Raw genomic sequence first — 15,465 nt, forward strand, 5'->3', positions numbered from 1 at the left:
TTACGAGCTCAGCTCACCGTGCGCGCCAGGGTTCGGGCGAGGACGGTCGCGAACTCCGCCGGGTCGGCGACGCTGCCGCCCTCCGCGAGCACCGCGGTGCCGTACAGGACCTCGGCGGCGTCCGCGAGCGATTCGTCCTCTCCTGCGTTCTCGGTGGCAGCAACCCGATCGCGCAGCGACTTCACCAGATCGTTGTCCGGGTTCAACTCCAGCGTCCGGCGAGTGCGGGGCACTTCTTGACCACTGGCCCGGTACATCTGCTCGAGCTGGGGCGTGAGGTCGAACTCGCCACCCACGAGGCAGGCGGGTGACGTGGTGAGCCGCGAGGTCAGCCGCACACCCGAGACCTTGTCCTCCAGCACACCGGCCAGCCACTCGGTGAGCGGCTCGAAGCCCTCGGCCTGCGGTGCGTCATCGCCGAGATCAGCTTCGCCCTTGGCGACGGACACGAACCGCTTCCCATCGAATTCGGCGCCGGGCGTCCACAGCTCATCGACCTGATCCGTGAGGAGCAGTACCTCAAACCCCTTCGCCGCGAACGCCTCCAGATGCGGCGAGGATTCGAGCTGCGAGCGAGACTCACCGGTGGCGTAGTAGATCACGTCCTGCCCCTCGGGCATGCGCGAGACGTACTCGGCCAGCCCCGTGGTTCCGTCCGCGCTGAAGGTCGACGCGAACGACGATGCCTTGAGCAGGGTGTCACGGTTGTCGTGATCGTCGAGCAACCCCTCCTTGAGGACCGCGCCGAACGACGACCAGAAGGTGTCGTACTTCTCGCGTTCGTTCTCCTGCATCGCGGTGATCGTCTGGAGGATCCGCTTGACGAGGCGCTTGCGGATCATCACCAAGTGGCGATCGTTCTGCAGGATCTCGCGGGAGACGTTGAGCGAGAGGTCCTGCGCGTCCACGACACCGGTCACGAACCGGAGATAGCCGGGCAGCAATGCCTCGCAGTGGTCCATGATGAACACGCGCTTGACGTACAGCGCGGGCCCCGGCTTCGTGTTCCGGTAGAACATGTCGAACGGCGGCATCGTCGGGATGAACAGCAGCGCCTGGTATTCGAAGGTGCCCTCGGCGCGGACCGCGATGGTCTCCAGCGGCTCATCGAAGGCGTGGCTGACGTGCCGGTAGAAGTCGGCGTACTCCTCGTCGGTCACCTCGTCTTTGGGACGGGCCCACAGCGCCTGCATCGAGTTGAGCGTCTCGGGTCCGGTGTCGCCGGCCTCGTCGGCATCCTCCGCGGGGGCCTCCGGGGCGGCGGTGACGAGACGGATCGGGAACGCGATGAAATCGCTGTACCGGCGGACGATGCTGCGCAGCACCTGTGCGGAGGTGTAGTCGTGCAGACTGTCGTCGTCGTCCTCGGCGCGCAGATGCAGTGTGATCGTGGTGCCGTGAGCCGGGGGGACGTCGTCGCCCGTGAGATCGGTGATGGTGTAGCTGCCGTGTCCCTCGGATTCCCATCGGGTGGCAGTGTTCTCACCGGCACGGCGGGTCACCAGCGTGACTCGGTCGGCCACCATGAACGCCGAGTAGAAACCGATACCGAACTGACCGATCAATTCGGCGGACGCACCCTGTTCCTTGGCCTGCTTCGCGGCCTCCAGCTTCTGCCGGAGTTCACCGGTGCCGGACTTGGCGAGCGTGCCGATGAGCTCGACGACATCGTCGCGAGTCATACCGATCCCGTTGTCCGCGATCGTGAGGGTGCGCGCCTGGGCATCCGGGATCAGGTCGATGTGCAGGTCCGAGACATCGGCATCGAGATCCTTGTCCTGGTAGGCCTCGAGCCGCAGCTTGTCGAGGGCATCCGATGCGTTGGAGACCAGCTCGCGCAGGAAGATGTCCTTCTCGGAGTACACGGAGTGGATCATCAGCGACAGCAGCTGATCGGTCTCGGCCTGGAATTGCAGGGTCTGTGTGGTCACGACGTTTCCTCTCGTCTCCCCGGAATCACTCACCGTCGATTATGCCAAAACTTCTTCTGCACGAACGGATCCCGGGCATAGAAAAGGGCCCGAGCACCGTGAAATCGGTGCCCGGGCCCTTTCGCTACGAGCCGGGTGGCGGGACTTAGAAGTCCATGCCGCCCATGCCACCGGTCGGATCGACCGGGGCACCGGCCTTCTCCGGCTTGTCGGCGACGACGGCCTCGGTGGTGAGGAACAGGGCCGCGATCGACGACGCGTTCTGCAGCGCCGAGCGGGTGACCTTCACCGGGTCGTTGATGCCGGCGGCCAGCAGGTCCTCGTACACGCCGGTGGCGGCATTGAGGCCGGTGCCAGCGGGCGAGTTGCGGACCTTCTCGGCCACGACGCCGGGCTCGAGGCCGGCGTTGATGGCGATCTGCTTGACCGGGGCGTCCAGCGCGACCTTGACGATGTTCGCGCCGGTGGCCTCGTCGCCCTCGAGGTTGAGGGTCTCGAAGACCTTGCCCGACTGCGCGAGAGCAGCGCCACCACCGGCGACGATGCCCTCCTCGACGGCGGCCTTGGCGTTGCGCACGGCATCCTCGATGCGGTGCTTGCGCTCCTTGAGCTCGACCTCGGTAGCGGCACCGGCCTTGATGACGGCGACGCCGCCGGCCAGCTTCGCGAGGCGCTCCTGCAGCTTCTCCCGGTCGTAGTCCGAGTCGCTGCTCTCGATCTCGGCGCGGATCTGCGAGACCCGGCCCTCGATCTGCTCCTTCGAACCGGCACCGTCGACGATGGTGGTCTCGTCCTTGGTGACCACGACCTGACGGGCCTGGCCCAGCAGCTCCAGGCCGGCGGTCTCCAGCGAGAGGCCCACCTCCTCGGAGATGACCTGGCCACCGGTGAGGATCGCCATGTCCTGCAGCATCGCCTTGCGGCGGTCGCCGAAGCCCGGGGCCTTGATGGCGACGGACTTGAAGGTGCCGCGGATCTTGTTGACGATGAGCGTCGACAGGGCCTCGCCCTCGACGTCCTCGGCGATGATCGCGAGCGGCTTGCCCGACTGGATGACCTTCTCCAGCAGCGGCAGCAGGTCCTTCACGGTCGAGATCTTGCTCGACACGAGCAGGATGTAGGCGTCCTCGAGCACGGCCTCCTGACGCTCGGCGTCGGTGGCGAAGTAGCCGGAGATGAAGCCCTTGTCGAAGCGCATGCCCTCGGTGAGCTCCAGCTGGAGACCGAAGGTGTTGCTCTCCTCGACGGTGATGACGCCTTCCTTGCCGACCTTGTCCATGGCCTCGGCGATGAGCTCACCGATGGCGGGGTCGCCGGCCGAGATGCCCGCGGTAGCAGCGATCTGCTCCTTGGTCTCGACCTCCTTGGCCTCCTTGAGCAGGTGCTCGGTCACGGCCTCGACGGCCTTCTCGATGCCCCGCTTGAGGCCCAGCGGGTTCGCACCCGCAGCCACGTTGCGCAGACCCTCGCGCACGAGCGCCTGGGCCAGAACGGTGGCGGTGGTGGTGCCGTCGCCCGCGACGTCGTCGGTCTTCTTGGCGACCTCCTTGACGAGCTCGGCGCCGATCTTCTCGTAGGGATCCTCGAGCTCGATCTCCTTGGCGATGGAGACACCGTCGTTGGTGATCGTGGGTGCGCCCCACTTCTTCTCCAGAACGACGTTGCGGCCCTTGGGGCCGAGCGTCACCTTGACAGCGTCGGCGAGGGCGTTCAGGCCCCGCTCGAGACCGCGGCGGGCCTCTTCGTCGAACGCGATGATCTTGGCCATTGCGAAGTGATTCCTCCAGATAGGGGCCCGTTTCGGCCCGTACTTTGGACACGTCTTCTAGGTCGATTCGATGCCCGCGACGGACGACCCGGCGTGTCACCCCCGCGGGTTGCGCGGAGGGCCCGGTCTCACCTTCCCGACCTAGCACTCACGTAATCCGAGTGCTAAGTCGTTTCTAGCACTCGACGGTGCCGAGTGCAAGGTCGAAGACGTTCGTCCACGGAGGGCCGGTAGCCGCCGCAGCGCGCGCGGCGCACGGGTCCGGCTCCGCACCGTGCTGCGGCATGGATCACAGCGCCTTCCTACCGCCGGGTAGGATCCGACCATGGCAACCCCCGTACTGGAGTCGAGCGTCGTGATCGACGCCCCCATCGAGAAGGTCTGGTCGGTCGTCTCCGACCTCGAAGGCATGGGCAAGCGCAGCCCGCAGTGCAAGAAGGTTTTCGTTTTCGGCGGCCCCATCAAGGAGGGCACCCGGATGCTGAACATCAACAAGCAGGGCTGGCGCGTGTGGCCCACCAACACCAAGGTCATCGAGTTCAAGGAGAACGAGCGGATCGCCTTCCGCGTCGCCGAGAACCACACCGTGTGGAGCTTCACCTTGGTGCCCGAGGACGGCAAGGTCACCGTCGTCGAGCGTCGCGAGGCCGCGGGCGGCAGGACCACCGCGGTGAGCAGCATCCTGGTCGGCGCGCTCCTCGGAGGCAACGAGGACTTCGAGCGCGGGCTGCTCGTCGGGATGAAGCAGACGCTCTCGCACATCAAGACGGAGTCCGAAGCCGCATAGCGGACGGACACCACGGAGGGCGCGCGAGGATTCTCGCGCGCCCTCCGTGTTTCAGTCCGCTTCCCCCAGGACGAGATACGAGGCGTTCGCGGCCTGGAGCGCCTTCGTCGTCTGCCCGTCGGTGATGAATGCCACGTACCGTCCGCGTGCGACTGCGCACTGGGTCGTGGTGTCCTTACTCCCCTCGAACTCAGGGTGGGTCCAGCACCGTGCGCCCGGTGCGACCGTGATGGTGGTCGGCACGGAGCCCGCCGGATAGGTGCTGCGGTTCCACTCGTCTTCTTTATCCGCGAGGACACGGGCGGCCGCAGCGTCGCGGGTGCGGTACACGGAGTTGCCGCCGTATCCCACGAGATCGACGCCGGTCTCCGTGAATGCCCTTTGCGCGAACTCGATATCGGTCGAACGCCCCAGGGCGGACACGGACGTTGCCCACACCCCGGCCGCCGTGGACGGCAGAGTCAGGCGGACGATACCTTCCGGGTCCGCCTTGAGCGTGCCCAGTCTGTCCAGCGGGGTCGATGCGAAGGTCTCCAGGTTCTTCTGTTGCCGGCCAAGGAAATCGGACAGATACTTCGCAGATTCGGCTACCGTCGGCGCCGCGGCGAACCCGCCGACGACGTACTCACCGACCTGCATGATCGCCTCGACCGACCAGTTCTTCAGCGTCTTCCACTCCGTGGAGAACGCGACCGCCGAGGGACGATCGGGAAGCGATACGGGCCTTTCCTCCGTGTCCGGATAGCGGCCCGGCTTCAGGAACTCGGGCGAGGCGACGGCCTTGGCTGCCGCTTCCCTGCTCGCCATCCGCACGACGGCGACGGTGAGCTCCCGGGTTCGATTACCAGTCGTGCCCGGCTTGTGATCGTTCGCCGAGAAGGTGGCGCCGAGCTCGAAATCGCCGACCGCATCGCTCAGCGACGACGACACCGACAGGGACAGCTTGAGCGCACCGCGATCTCCCAGATATCCACCTCCGCCGTACCGCAATGCGGGATCGATCTCGCGCAGCAAGGGAACGGTATCCGCCAGCCTGCTGGCCTCCAGAGCCCGCGCGGTGGAGTCGTTCGGGGTCGCAATGGTGCGGGGCTTCTTCGGATAGGAGCCCACGTCGAGTTGCGCGGCGACCGCTGCTTCATCGGCTACCGGGGTTCCCCGGACCGTGGTCGAACACCCCACGAGAACCAGGGCCGAGACGGCGATCGCGGTGCTGCAGAATCGCATTCGCGTTGTCGCTGAGCTCACTGGGCGTCCTTGAGCATCAGGTAGCCAGCGCCCAGTGCCTGGAAGGCCTGGTTCTGCTGCACGGCGGACACCTCCGCGAGATATCGCCCGACGGCGACGACGCAGTAGGTGAACCTGGAATCGGAGCCCGGGTACGGCGACAGGCGCAGGCATGCGGAGCCGGGCACTCCCGTAGCGGTCACCGGCTGCTTCTCCCCGTAGGCGCTGTTCGTCTCCGCGATGAAGGCATCCTTCAACCGCGTCGCACCGGCGGCGTCCCTGGCGCGGTACACGGTGTTACTGCCCTGACCGACGACGTCGACCCCCGCCTCGTCGAAGTCCTTCTTGGACGCGATGAGGTCCGACTGTCCGAGGAGGGCGACGGTAGCGGGCATGCTGCCGTCCCGGGTCGGATCGGACTGCGGGGGTGCCAGCGTGTATTTGGCGACCCCGGCCTCGTCCATCGGGAGCTGCGCGACCTTGTCCAGCGGTGTCGGGGTGAATCCGTCGAGTCCCTTCGTCTGTCGGTCGAAGTACGCGCGGACCTGATCCGGCGACCAGTTGCCGTAGACAGCGATCACGTACTGCTTGTACGCGAGGAAGGCCACCGTCGACGGGTCCTGGTTCATCAGCTTGTAGTCCGCCGTGTACGCGATCGCGGCCGAGTAGCCGGGGATGTCGACAGGGTTGCGATCCGGAGTGGAGGCACTGTCCTTATCGCGCAGCCGTGGCGTGACCGCGGCCGCGGCCGCGGCGCCGTCCGGCATACGGAATACACCCGCGGTCACCGCGCGGTTCTTGACGTTCGGATCGACGGCCCCACCGCTGTGGACGTTGCTCGCGCCCATCAGGAAGCCCAGCTCGCGTCGGTCCAGCGCACCGTCCGCGACGGGCCCGAAGGTGGAGCGCACACTCGACGGCCCGGCAATGAGCCTGCCCGCGGCGAACCTACTGCCGCCGTAGCGAATGGCCGAATCGATATCGCTGATCCGCGGCGCCGTCTCAGCCATGCGGCGCCCCTCCAACGCCAGTGCCATATCGGCGCTCGGCGGACCCACCTGCCGCGGCGTCGTCGGATATGTCCCCGTGTCCGGCCGCGGCACCGCCGACGGATCCTCGACGGCCGTTCCGGCGACCGTCGTCGAGCATCCGGCGAGAGCGAGCCCCGCCAGCGCCACCACGGCTGCATACGCTTTCCTCATCGAGTCCCCTCACTCCTCGCGATCCGTGCGACCTGCACGCAGGATATTCGACGGTGAACCGCATCGACCGCCGTACGGTTGCACACGGTGCGGTGCGACCATGCAAACAGCGGGCACCAACGCGCGGCTTAAGCCGCGCTATCGTGAGCCCGACTACGGTTCCCTGCGACGGTGGAGGCTTCCCCATGACCGAGACCAGCGTTCGAGACATCGTCCGCGGACTTCTCCCGCAGGCCCGCGCCGATCTGGCGGAACTGGTCGCGCTGCCCTCCGTGCACGCCTCTCCCGAATTCGGCGAGGAACCGAACCGGGCCGCCGCGCACTGGGTCGCCGACGCCTTCGGCGGCGCCGGGATCGAGAACATCGAGCAGATCTCGACATCGGACGGATCGATCGCGGTGGTCGGCCACACCCCGGCGCCCGCCGGAGCCAAGACCGTGCTCCTGTACAGCCACTTCGATGTGCAGCCGCCCGGCCCCCGCGAGCAGTGGGAATCCGATCCGTTCACCCTCACCTCGCGCCCGGGCCCGGGTGCCGGGGCCGAGCGCTGGTACGGGCGCGGCGCCGCCGACTGCAAGGGCAACCTGGTCGCGCACCTCACCGCCCTGCGCGCCGTGCGGGAGGCCACGGGCGGCCTGCCGGTGGGGGTACGGGTCATCGTCGAGGGGTCCGAAGAGGGCGGCGGCGAGGGCCTCGACGATCTGATCGCGCAGCGTCCCGACCTCGCCCACGCCGATCTCATCCTCATCGCCGACACCGGCAACGTCGCTGTGGGACGTCCGACGCTGACCACCTCGCTGCGGGGGGTCGCGAGCGTGCGGGTCGAACTCACCACCGGCCGATCCGACCTGCACTCGGGCCAATTCGGCGGCGCCGCCCCCGATGCGCTCGCGGCACTGATCGCGCTGCTGGCGACGCTGCGCGATGAACGCGGGAACACCACGATCGACGGCCTCGACACCTCCGCCCGCTGGGCCGGCGAGCCCTACGACGAGGCTGCCTTCCGCGCTGACGCCGCGCTTGTCGACGGCACCGAGATACTCGGCTCCGGCCTGATCGGCGATCAACTCTGGGCGCGACCGGCCGTCACCGTGATCGGCCTCGACGCCCCCGCCACCGCCACTGCGGCAGCAGCGATCGCGCCCCGCGCCGCCGCGCTGCTGAACCTGCGGGTACCGCCGGGCACCGATCCCCGCGCCGCGGGCGACCTGCTGGTCGCGCACCTGAAGGCGCACACGCCGTGGGGTGCGCACGTCGACGCCGAGGTGGAGTCCACCGGCGAGCCCTTCGCCGCCGACACCACCGGCCCCGGCTACGACGCCCTGCGCGCCGCCCTCACCGAGGCCTACGACGGTGCCGAGGTGGTCACCAGTGGCCAGGGCGGTTCGATCCCGCTGTGTACGCGGTTGCGCAAGGCCGCGCCGTCCGCCGAGATCGCGCTGCTCGGCGTCGAGGAGCCGCTGTGCCGGATCCACGCACCCAACGAATCGGTCGACCCCCGCGAACTGGAGCGGACCGCGCTCGCCGAGGCGATCCTGCTGACCTCGCTGTGAAACCAGTCGACGAACACCGGGCCGCGGTCGCCGCGCTGATCCCGGCCGCGCGCACCATCGAGGCGGCTCCGTCGGACGCCCTGGACCGGGCGCTTGCGCGGGATGTCGCGGCGCCGATCTCGTTGCCGCCGTTCACCAATTCCGCGATGGACGGGTACGCGGTGCGCACCGAGGATGCGATCGCGGCCGCGGTCCTTCCCGTCGCCGCAGACATTCCGGCCGGCCGTACCGATGTACCGCCGCTCGTTCCCGGGACGGCGCACCGCATCATGACCGGCGCCCCGGTGCCCGATGGTGCCGACGCGATCGTCCCCGTCGAGCACACCGACGGCGGAACCGACGAAGTCCGGATCGACGTGGCGCCTCAGGCCGGCCGGTTCCTGCGCCGTGCCGGCGACGACATCGCCGCGGGCGAGACCGCGCTCACGGCCGGAGAGGTCGTCGGACCCGCGGCCGTCGGACTTGCCGCGGCTCTCGGGCTCACGACGGTGCCCGTACTCGCACCTCTGCGCGTGCTCGTCCTCTCGACCGGCTCCGAACTGGTCGAGCCCGGCGGCACCCTGGCACCGGGACAGATCTACGAGTCCAACGCGCCGATGCTGGCCGCAGCCCTGGCGCAGGCCGGGGCCGACGCGGAGGTCCTGCACTTCGTCGAGGACTCCGCCGACGTGCTGCTCGCCCGGCTCGCCGAGCGGGTGGCGCGCGGTGGAGTCGACCTACTGGTCACCACGGGCGGTGTCAGTGCGGGCGCCTACGAGGTGGTCAAGGACGCCTTCACCGGGCGCGGCCTGGAGTTCACGAAGGTGGCCATGCAACCCGGGATGCCGCAGGGATGCGGCACCGTCGACCTGGGCGGCGTCCGCGTCCCCGTGGTCACCTTCCCCGGTAACCCGGTCAGTGCCCTGGTGTCCTTCGAAGTCTTCCTCCGGCCCGCCCTGCGGGCGGCGATGGGCCTGCCGGCGGACCGTCCACGGCGGCGTGCCGTGCTTGCAGAAGCAGTCGATTCCGTGCCCGGGAAGCGCCAATTCCAGCGCGGACGGCTGGTCCGGGGAGCCGACGGTACCGATTCGGTCTCGGTTGTCGGTGGGCCGGGGTCGCACTACCTACGATGGTTGTCGAAGGCCGATTGTCTGTTGGACATCCCGCCCGCGGTCGAACATCTGGCCGCAGGCGAGCCGGTGGACGTCATCGACCTGACCCGCTGACCTCAGGAGGCAGTCATGATCACCCAGTACACCGCCGATACCGTCATGCTCGCGTCGAAGAACTTCAGCCCCGGCTGGTTCGCGTGGATCATCATCGGCGGCCTCGCCGGATGGATCGCCAGCAAGATCATGGGCACCGACAAGTCACAGGGCATCATCCTCAACGTCGTGGTCGGCTGCGTCGGCGGTTGGCTGGGGGGTTACGTCTTGCGCCTCTTCGACGTGCAGACCGGCGGGTTCGGCTGGTTCCTCACCTTCGTCACGGCGCTGGTCGGTGCCTGCATCCTGCTCTTCGTCGTGAAGCTGGTCACCGGTCGCAAAGGCTGACCCCCTCGGGTGAGACACTGTGACCCGACCATGACCGTGAATCGAGAGGAACCGAGGTGGCGCGTCGCCCCCAGACGCCGGTCGACGGCCAGCTCACCGAGCACTCCACCGGGCTGGGCCACGTCACCGAGCTGATCCGTCATACCGTCCCACCCCTGCACCCCGCGGGCACCCCGTTCATCGCGGGGTCGCTCGCGGTGGCGGCGGTGGGCTACCGGAAGGGCTGGATCCGCGTCCCCGCACTGCTCACGGCCGCCGCGTGCGCCGGATTCTTCCGGCACCCGCCGCGCGTGCCTCCGACCGCCGAGGGCGTCGCCGTGGCACCCGCCGACGGCGAGGTAACGCTGGTCGACACGCACGTGCCGCCCGCCGAGCTCGACCTCGGCGACCAACCGCTGCCGCGCGTGTCGATCTTCCTCTCGGTGTTCGACGCGCACGTTCAGCGCGCACCGCTCGCCGGTGTCGTCGATGCCGTCGTGCACACTCCCGGCGCCTTCCTCTCCGCCGACCTCCCCGAGGCCAGCGACGCCAACGAGCGCACCACGGTCCGGCTCGCCACCGAGCACGGCCCCGTCGGCGTCGTGCAGATCGCGGGTCTGGTGGCGCGCCGCATCCGCACCGACTGCGCCGTCGGCGACCAACTCGAGCGCGGCGAGACCTACGGCATCATCCGGTTCGGCTCGCGGGTCGACACCTACTTCCCGGCGGGCACCGAGCTCACCGCCTACAGCGGTCAGCGCGCGGTGGCCGCGGAGACCGTGATCGCGCACCTGCCGTGACCACGAAATCCGGGCCGGCCGACACCCCCCAGCGCCCCATCGGTGTCCTCCTCCTGCCGTCGATCCTGACGGTGGCGGGCCTGTGCGCGGGCCTGACCGGAGTGCGGTTCGCCGCGGAGGGCAAGGTCGACCTGGCGATCGCACTGGTCGTGGTGGCCGCGATCCTGGACGGCCTGGACGGACGCGTGGCGCGATTGCTGAGTGCGTCCACCAAGATCGGCGCCGAGCTGGATTCGCTCGCCGATGCGATCAACTTCGGCGTGACTCCGGCGCTGATGCTGTATTTCGTGTGCTTCCCCGGCAATCCCGCCGGGTGGATCGTGGTGCTGGTCTACGTGGTGGCGATGGTGTTGCGGCTGGCCCGGTTCAACACCCTCGCCGCCGATCCGACCGCACCCGCGTACACCAAGGACTTCTTCGTCGGGGTGCCCGCGCCGGCCGGTGCGATGCTGGTACTGGCTCCGCTGGCCGCCCGCCAGGAATGGGGCGAGGGCTGGTGGTCGAGTACGCCGGTGGTGGGCGGATGGACGCTGTTCGTCGCTGCGCTCACGGTCTCGCGGATCCCCACCTCCAGCTTCAAGACGATGACGGTGCAGCCCGCCAAGGCGGCAGGCGTGCTGATCGCGGTCGCGGGACTGGTCGCGCTGATCCTCACCTATCCGTACATCGCGCTGCTGGTCGTGGTGGCGGTCTACCTGCTGCACATCCCGTTCGCGTGGCGTTCGCAGCGCTGGGTTGCGGCCCGGCCGTCGGCCTGGGACAGCAAACCGGCCGAGCGGCGCGCCATGCGCCGCGAACAGCGCCGACCCGTGCGCCCGCGGCGCCGGGCCGCCCACCAGGGCACGCGACGCTCCGCCGCGCGCCTCGGCCTGCGCCGGCCCACCCGCGAGGACTGACGACGCTGCGCTGCGGGCTCTACTGTTGACACTGTGCCGAACCTTTCGCTCACCGTCCGCCTGCAGACCTCCGCGCTGGAGGCCCGACGGGGCATCGTCCGGATCCACCCCGAAGCGCTGGCCGCGCTCGGCCTGCGGGAATGGGACGGGATCGAACTCCTCGGCTCGCGTCGCACCGCCGCCGTCGTGGCAGCGGCCCCGTCCGGCACCGCACCCGGAACCGCCCTGCTCGACGAGCTGACGATCACCAACTGCGGGCTCCGCGAGGACGCGACGGTGGTGATCTCGCCCGCCACCGTGTACGGCGCCAAGCGGGTGCTGCTGCGAGGTTCGACCCTCACACGCAACGCCCTCGACGGTGCCGCGCTCCGGCAGGCGCTGCTGGGCAAGGTGATGATGCCGGGCGACAGCGTCTCCCTGCTCCCCCGCGATCTGGGCCCTGGAACGTCGAACGCGGATGCGACGCAGCAGCTCTCGCGACTGGTCGGGATCACGTGGACGAACGAGCTGCTGACCGTGGTCTCCGTGGATCCGGCGCCGGGACCGGTGTCGGTACAGCCGAATTCCGCGGTGCTGTGGGCCGATGACGCCGGTGCCGCGCCGGCGGGCGGCGAGGTCACGGTCACTGTGGAACAGCCACTTCCCGAGGCCGAGGCGGATGCCGCGCAGGTGCGCCCCGTGTCCGATCTGGTGGGCGCCGACACCGCGGTCAAGCGGCTCACCGAGTGGCTCAGCCTGGCTCTCGACGAGCCGGAGCTGCTCGCCACCCTCGGCGCGCCCGCCCGGCTCGGCGTGCTGATCACCGGCCCCACGGGCGGCGGTAAGGCCACCGTCGCCCGCTCCGTCGTCGCGCCGCGCCCGCTGATCGAGCTCGACGGTGCCTTCACCGGAGCGCTGGAGCCCGAGGCCCGGCTCGCCCGGGTCCGCGATGCGGTCGCGCGGGTGCGCGCCGCGGTCGACGGTTCGGGAGCGGCGCTCCTGGTCCGCGATATCGAGGCCCTGCTGCCGGCACAGCGGGAGCCGGTGTCCACCATGATTCTCGACGAGCTCCGCAAGGCGGTGGCGACACCGCGGGTGGCCTTCCTCGCCACCACTTCCGCGCCGAGTGAGGTGGATTCGCGGCTGCGCGAACCCGATCTGGCGGACCGGACGGTGGCGATCGACCTCCCGGATGCGAAGCAGCGCGAGCGACTGCTTGCGCTCCTGCTCCAGGACGCCCCGACCGACCATGTGGATCTGTACGAGGTGGCGCTCAAGGCACCGGGATTCGTGGCCGCCGATCTCGCCGCGCTGTGCCGAGAGGGTGCGCTCCGCGCCGCCGCCCGCGTGGTGGGCACCGACGAGAAGGTCTCGATCACCCAACCCGATCTGGTGGGCGCGCTCGGCGTCATCCGCCCGGTGTCGCGGTCGGCGGCGGAGGAGGTCTCCGTCGGATCGATCACTCTCGACGATGTGGGCGATATGGTCGAGACGAAGCAGGCCCTCACGGAGACGGTGCTGTGGCCGCTGCGCCACCCCGATACCTTCGCCCGGCTCGGTGTGGAGCCGCCGCGCGGCGTCCTGCTCTACGGTCCGCCCGGGTGCGGAAAGACCTTCGTGGTCAGGGCATTGGCCGCCTCCGGCCAGTTGTCCGTGCACGCGGTCAAGGGTGCGGAGCTGATGAACAAATGGGTCGGCGAATCCGAGAAGGCGGTGCGTGATCTGTTCGCACGGGCCCGGGGCAGCGCCCCGTCGCTGATCTTCCTGGACGAGGTCGACGCCCTGGCCCCGCGGCGCGGCCAGTCCTCGGATTCCGGTGTGGGAGACAAGGTCGTGGCCGCCCTGCTCACCGAGCTCGACGGCGCGGAACCACTGCGCGACGTGGTGGTGCTGGGCGCGACGAACCGTCCCGATCTGGTGGATCCCGCGCTACTGCGTCCGGGTCGGTTGGAGCGGCTGATCTTCGTGCCGCCGCCGGACGCCGAGGCACGTGCCGAGATCCTGAGAACGGCGTCGCGGGCAATTCCGTTGGCGGACGTGGACCTATCCGCCCTGGCCGAGCAACTCGACGGCTACTCGGCTGCCGACTGCACCGCCCTGCTCCGAGAGGCCGCACTCACCGCGATGCGCCGGGACATGGACACCGCCACCGTGACCGCCGACGACGTCGAAGCCGCCAGACGGGTGGTGCGTCCGTCACTGGACCCGGCGCAGGTCGCCGATCTCCAGGCCTACGCGGACCGCCGGAGCACGTAGCGTTCTGAAACCGGCGATTTTCGAGGACTCGCGGAAATATGCGTCACTGCGGCCTGGATTGCGCCGGTTTCAGAAGTCGGGTGCCCCGCGATGTCGGCGGCGCTTGATCACAGCGGTGACCTCGGCGAAGAAGCCGTCCCAACCACCCATCACGTCGTGGTAGTCCACCCGGAGAATCCGATAGTTCCCCACGGTGGCCGCCCGGTCGCGTCGGATATCCGCCCGGCGTTGCGCCCCACCGTGATAGGCCTCGCTGTCGCACTCGATGATGAGCTTGTCGCCTACGAGGAGATCGACACGCCCCACACCCGGGATCTGAACTTGGCTCCGCACCCGAATGCCGGCGCGCTGCAATCGGAATCGGGTGATCGACTCGGTGCCCGAACCAGCGTACGGGTCCAACCGGTCCAACAGCCCGGTCACCCGCTGCGGCGCGTTCGCGAAGAGTCGGCGCAGATTCTCGGTAGTGAACGGGACAGGCATCCGCAAGGTCGAATCCAGGACGGCGACGAGGATATCCGCGGGCAGGCAGTTCGCCGCGCACGTCAGAGCGATTCCGAGCGGGTCCACCGCTCGCGTCGGCGTTCGCAACGGGTGGAAGGAACGGCATTGCCGGGGAAATCGTGGGCGGGAACGGTGCTCGGACCATCGCACGTGGAGTCGGCCGTCCCGCGGTGGAATCCATACGCCGGTGCGGTACGCGAGAGCGGAGACGCAAGTGAGCACCGCACCCGCACGGACCGCCGCGACGACATCGGACCTCGCTCCGGGCAGTTGGTACCAGCCGCGACGAATCACCCGCAGGTCCCCACGTCTGCGCAGTTCATCGACGATAGATGCGTCTATGCCCACCTGGATGAGACGTCGGCGCGAGACCACGCCTCCGTCGGCCGCTGCGCACTGCACCACCAGATTCCTCGCGTCCATGAATCGATCGTCACTCTGGTACACCATCGATCGGACGCCTGGGGCGACGGGCTGTGGAGAAACGAGGTTCCATACGCTTCGCTGTGCACGGCCCGGTTACCGAAACCGGCACTATCCGAGGTCACAGCGCAAATAGCAGCGCGACCAGATTATCGCCGGTTTCTGACGCGGTCAGCCCTTGCTGATCAGGTAGTAGACGGCATTGGGGACGGCTCCGCCGTCCACGGTGCTCACGGTGACCACATAGCCCTTGCCGGAGAACTGAGCGGACCGGCTGCCCCCCTCGGGACCGTCGCCGAGCGCCAGATAGCCCGCATCGGTCAGTTTCTTCTTCGCCACATCGAAGCCACCGGGCTGCGCCTGCACGGTCACGTTGTACACGGTGGTGCCGCCCTGGGCACGCTCACCGGCGTCGATGAGCGTCCCGTCGACCAGCGGAACCTCGTCCTTGGGGAACGACGCGGGGAGCGAGACCGAGGTCGCGGGCTGCGCCGGCTCGTCGCCGCATCCCGCACTCAGGAGCACCGCGCCGGCGGCCATGACGGCCGCAAGGCCCCGCGTCGCGCGGCGCGGCCGGTGGCGAGCGGCTACCCGCGAACGTGTGGTCGGACGATCCGTCATCTGGTCCCTT

13 protein-coding genes are annotated in these 15,465 nt (G+C 69.0%); 7 read left to right on the forward strand and 6 right to left on the reverse strand.

What is annotated here, in order from left to right; all coding sequences use genetic code 11:
* Positions 1-8 precede the first annotated feature (8 nt).
* Together htpG and groL are read right to left on the reverse strand one after the other, a co-directional pair.
* Positions 9-1,931, reverse strand: coding sequence for a molecular chaperone HtpG (gene htpG / locus TPAU_RS18510; RefSeq protein WP_013128275.1), 1,923 nt, complete (start codon positions 1,929-1,931; stop codon positions 9-11).
* A gap of 145 nt (positions 1,932-2,076) precedes the next feature.
* Positions 2,077-3,699 (reverse strand): chaperonin GroEL, encoded by a 1,623-nt coding sequence (gene groL / locus TPAU_RS18515; RefSeq protein WP_013128276.1) that lies wholly within the window; start codon positions 3,697-3,699, stop codon positions 2,077-2,079.
* Between the two features lie 325 nt (positions 3,700-4,024).
* On the opposite strand from groL, the gene TPAU_RS18520 reads away from it, so the two are divergent.
* A complete protein-coding gene (locus TPAU_RS18520; RefSeq protein ID WP_013128277.1) occupies positions 4,025-4,486 on the forward strand; it encodes an SRPBCC family protein in 462 nt (153 codons plus the stop codon).
* A gap of 51 nt (positions 4,487-4,537) precedes the next feature.
* On the opposite strand, the gene TPAU_RS18525 is transcribed toward TPAU_RS18520, so the two are convergent.
* Complete coding sequence (locus TPAU_RS18525) at positions 4,538-5,731, reverse strand: DUF7373 family lipoprotein (RefSeq protein WP_147291113.1); 1,194 nt, start codon at positions 5,729-5,731, stop codon at positions 4,538-4,540.
* Positions 5,728-6,912, reverse strand: coding sequence for a DUF7373 family lipoprotein (locus TPAU_RS18530; protein ID WP_013128279.1), 1,185 nt, complete (start codon positions 6,910-6,912; stop codon positions 5,728-5,730). The genes TPAU_RS18525 and TPAU_RS18530 overlap by 4 nt, the downstream gene beginning before the upstream one ends.
* Positions 6,913-7,097: 185 nt before the next feature.
* Between TPAU_RS18530 and TPAU_RS18535 the strand changes: the two genes are divergently transcribed.
* The 6 genes from TPAU_RS18535 to TPAU_RS18560 are packed head-to-tail and all read left to right on the forward strand — an operon-like array spanning position 7,098 to position 13,907.
* On the forward strand, positions 7,098-8,465 hold the full coding sequence (locus TPAU_RS18535) for a dipeptidase (protein ID WP_013128280.1): 1,368 nt from the start codon (positions 7,098-7,100) through the stop codon (positions 8,463-8,465).
* Positions 8,462-9,670: a molybdopterin molybdotransferase MoeA gene (gene moeA / locus TPAU_RS18540; RefSeq protein WP_013128281.1), complete on the forward strand. Its 1,209-nt coding sequence runs from the start codon at positions 8,462-8,464 to the stop codon at positions 9,668-9,670. Before TPAU_RS18535 ends, moeA begins: the two co-directional genes overlap by 4 nt.
* A gap of 15 nt (positions 9,671-9,685) precedes the next feature.
* Positions 9,686-9,997: a GlsB/YeaQ/YmgE family stress response membrane protein gene (locus TPAU_RS18545; protein WP_013128282.1), complete on the forward strand. Its 312-nt coding sequence runs from the start codon at positions 9,686-9,688 to the stop codon at positions 9,995-9,997.
* A gap of 56 nt (positions 9,998-10,053) precedes the next feature.
* On the forward strand, positions 10,054-10,776 hold the full coding sequence (locus TPAU_RS18550; RefSeq protein ID WP_013128283.1) for a phosphatidylserine decarboxylase: 723 nt from the start codon (positions 10,054-10,056) through the stop codon (positions 10,774-10,776).
* Positions 10,773-11,672 carry a CDP-alcohol phosphatidyltransferase family protein gene (locus TPAU_RS18555; protein ID WP_013128284.1) on the forward strand — a complete coding sequence of 300 codons (900 nt, stop codon included), beginning with the start codon at positions 10,773-10,775 and terminating at the stop codon, positions 11,670-11,672. The genes TPAU_RS18550 and TPAU_RS18555 overlap by 4 nt, the downstream gene beginning before the upstream one ends.
* Positions 11,673-11,705: 33 nt before the next feature.
* On the forward strand, positions 11,706-13,907 hold the full coding sequence (locus tag TPAU_RS18560) for an AAA family ATPase (protein WP_013128285.1): 2,202 nt from the start codon (positions 11,706-11,708) through the stop codon (positions 13,905-13,907).
* A gap of 69 nt (positions 13,908-13,976) precedes the next feature.
* Here TPAU_RS18560 and TPAU_RS22040 read toward each other — a convergent pair whose 3' ends face one another.
* A complete protein-coding gene (locus TPAU_RS22040) occupies positions 13,977-14,477 on the reverse strand; it encodes a hypothetical protein (protein ID WP_049825899.1) in 501 nt (166 codons plus the stop codon).
* 528 nt (positions 14,478-15,005) lie between these two features.
* On the reverse strand, positions 15,006-15,455 hold the full coding sequence (locus TPAU_RS22045) for a hypothetical protein (RefSeq protein ID WP_147291114.1): 450 nt from the start codon (positions 15,453-15,455) through the stop codon (positions 15,006-15,008).
* Positions 15,456-15,465 lie beyond the last annotated feature (10 nt).

This window comes from Tsukamurella paurometabola DSM 20162 (genome assembly GCF_000092225.1).
GTDB classification, from domain to species: Bacteria; Actinomycetota; Actinomycetes; order Mycobacteriales; family Mycobacteriaceae; genus Tsukamurella; species Tsukamurella paurometabola.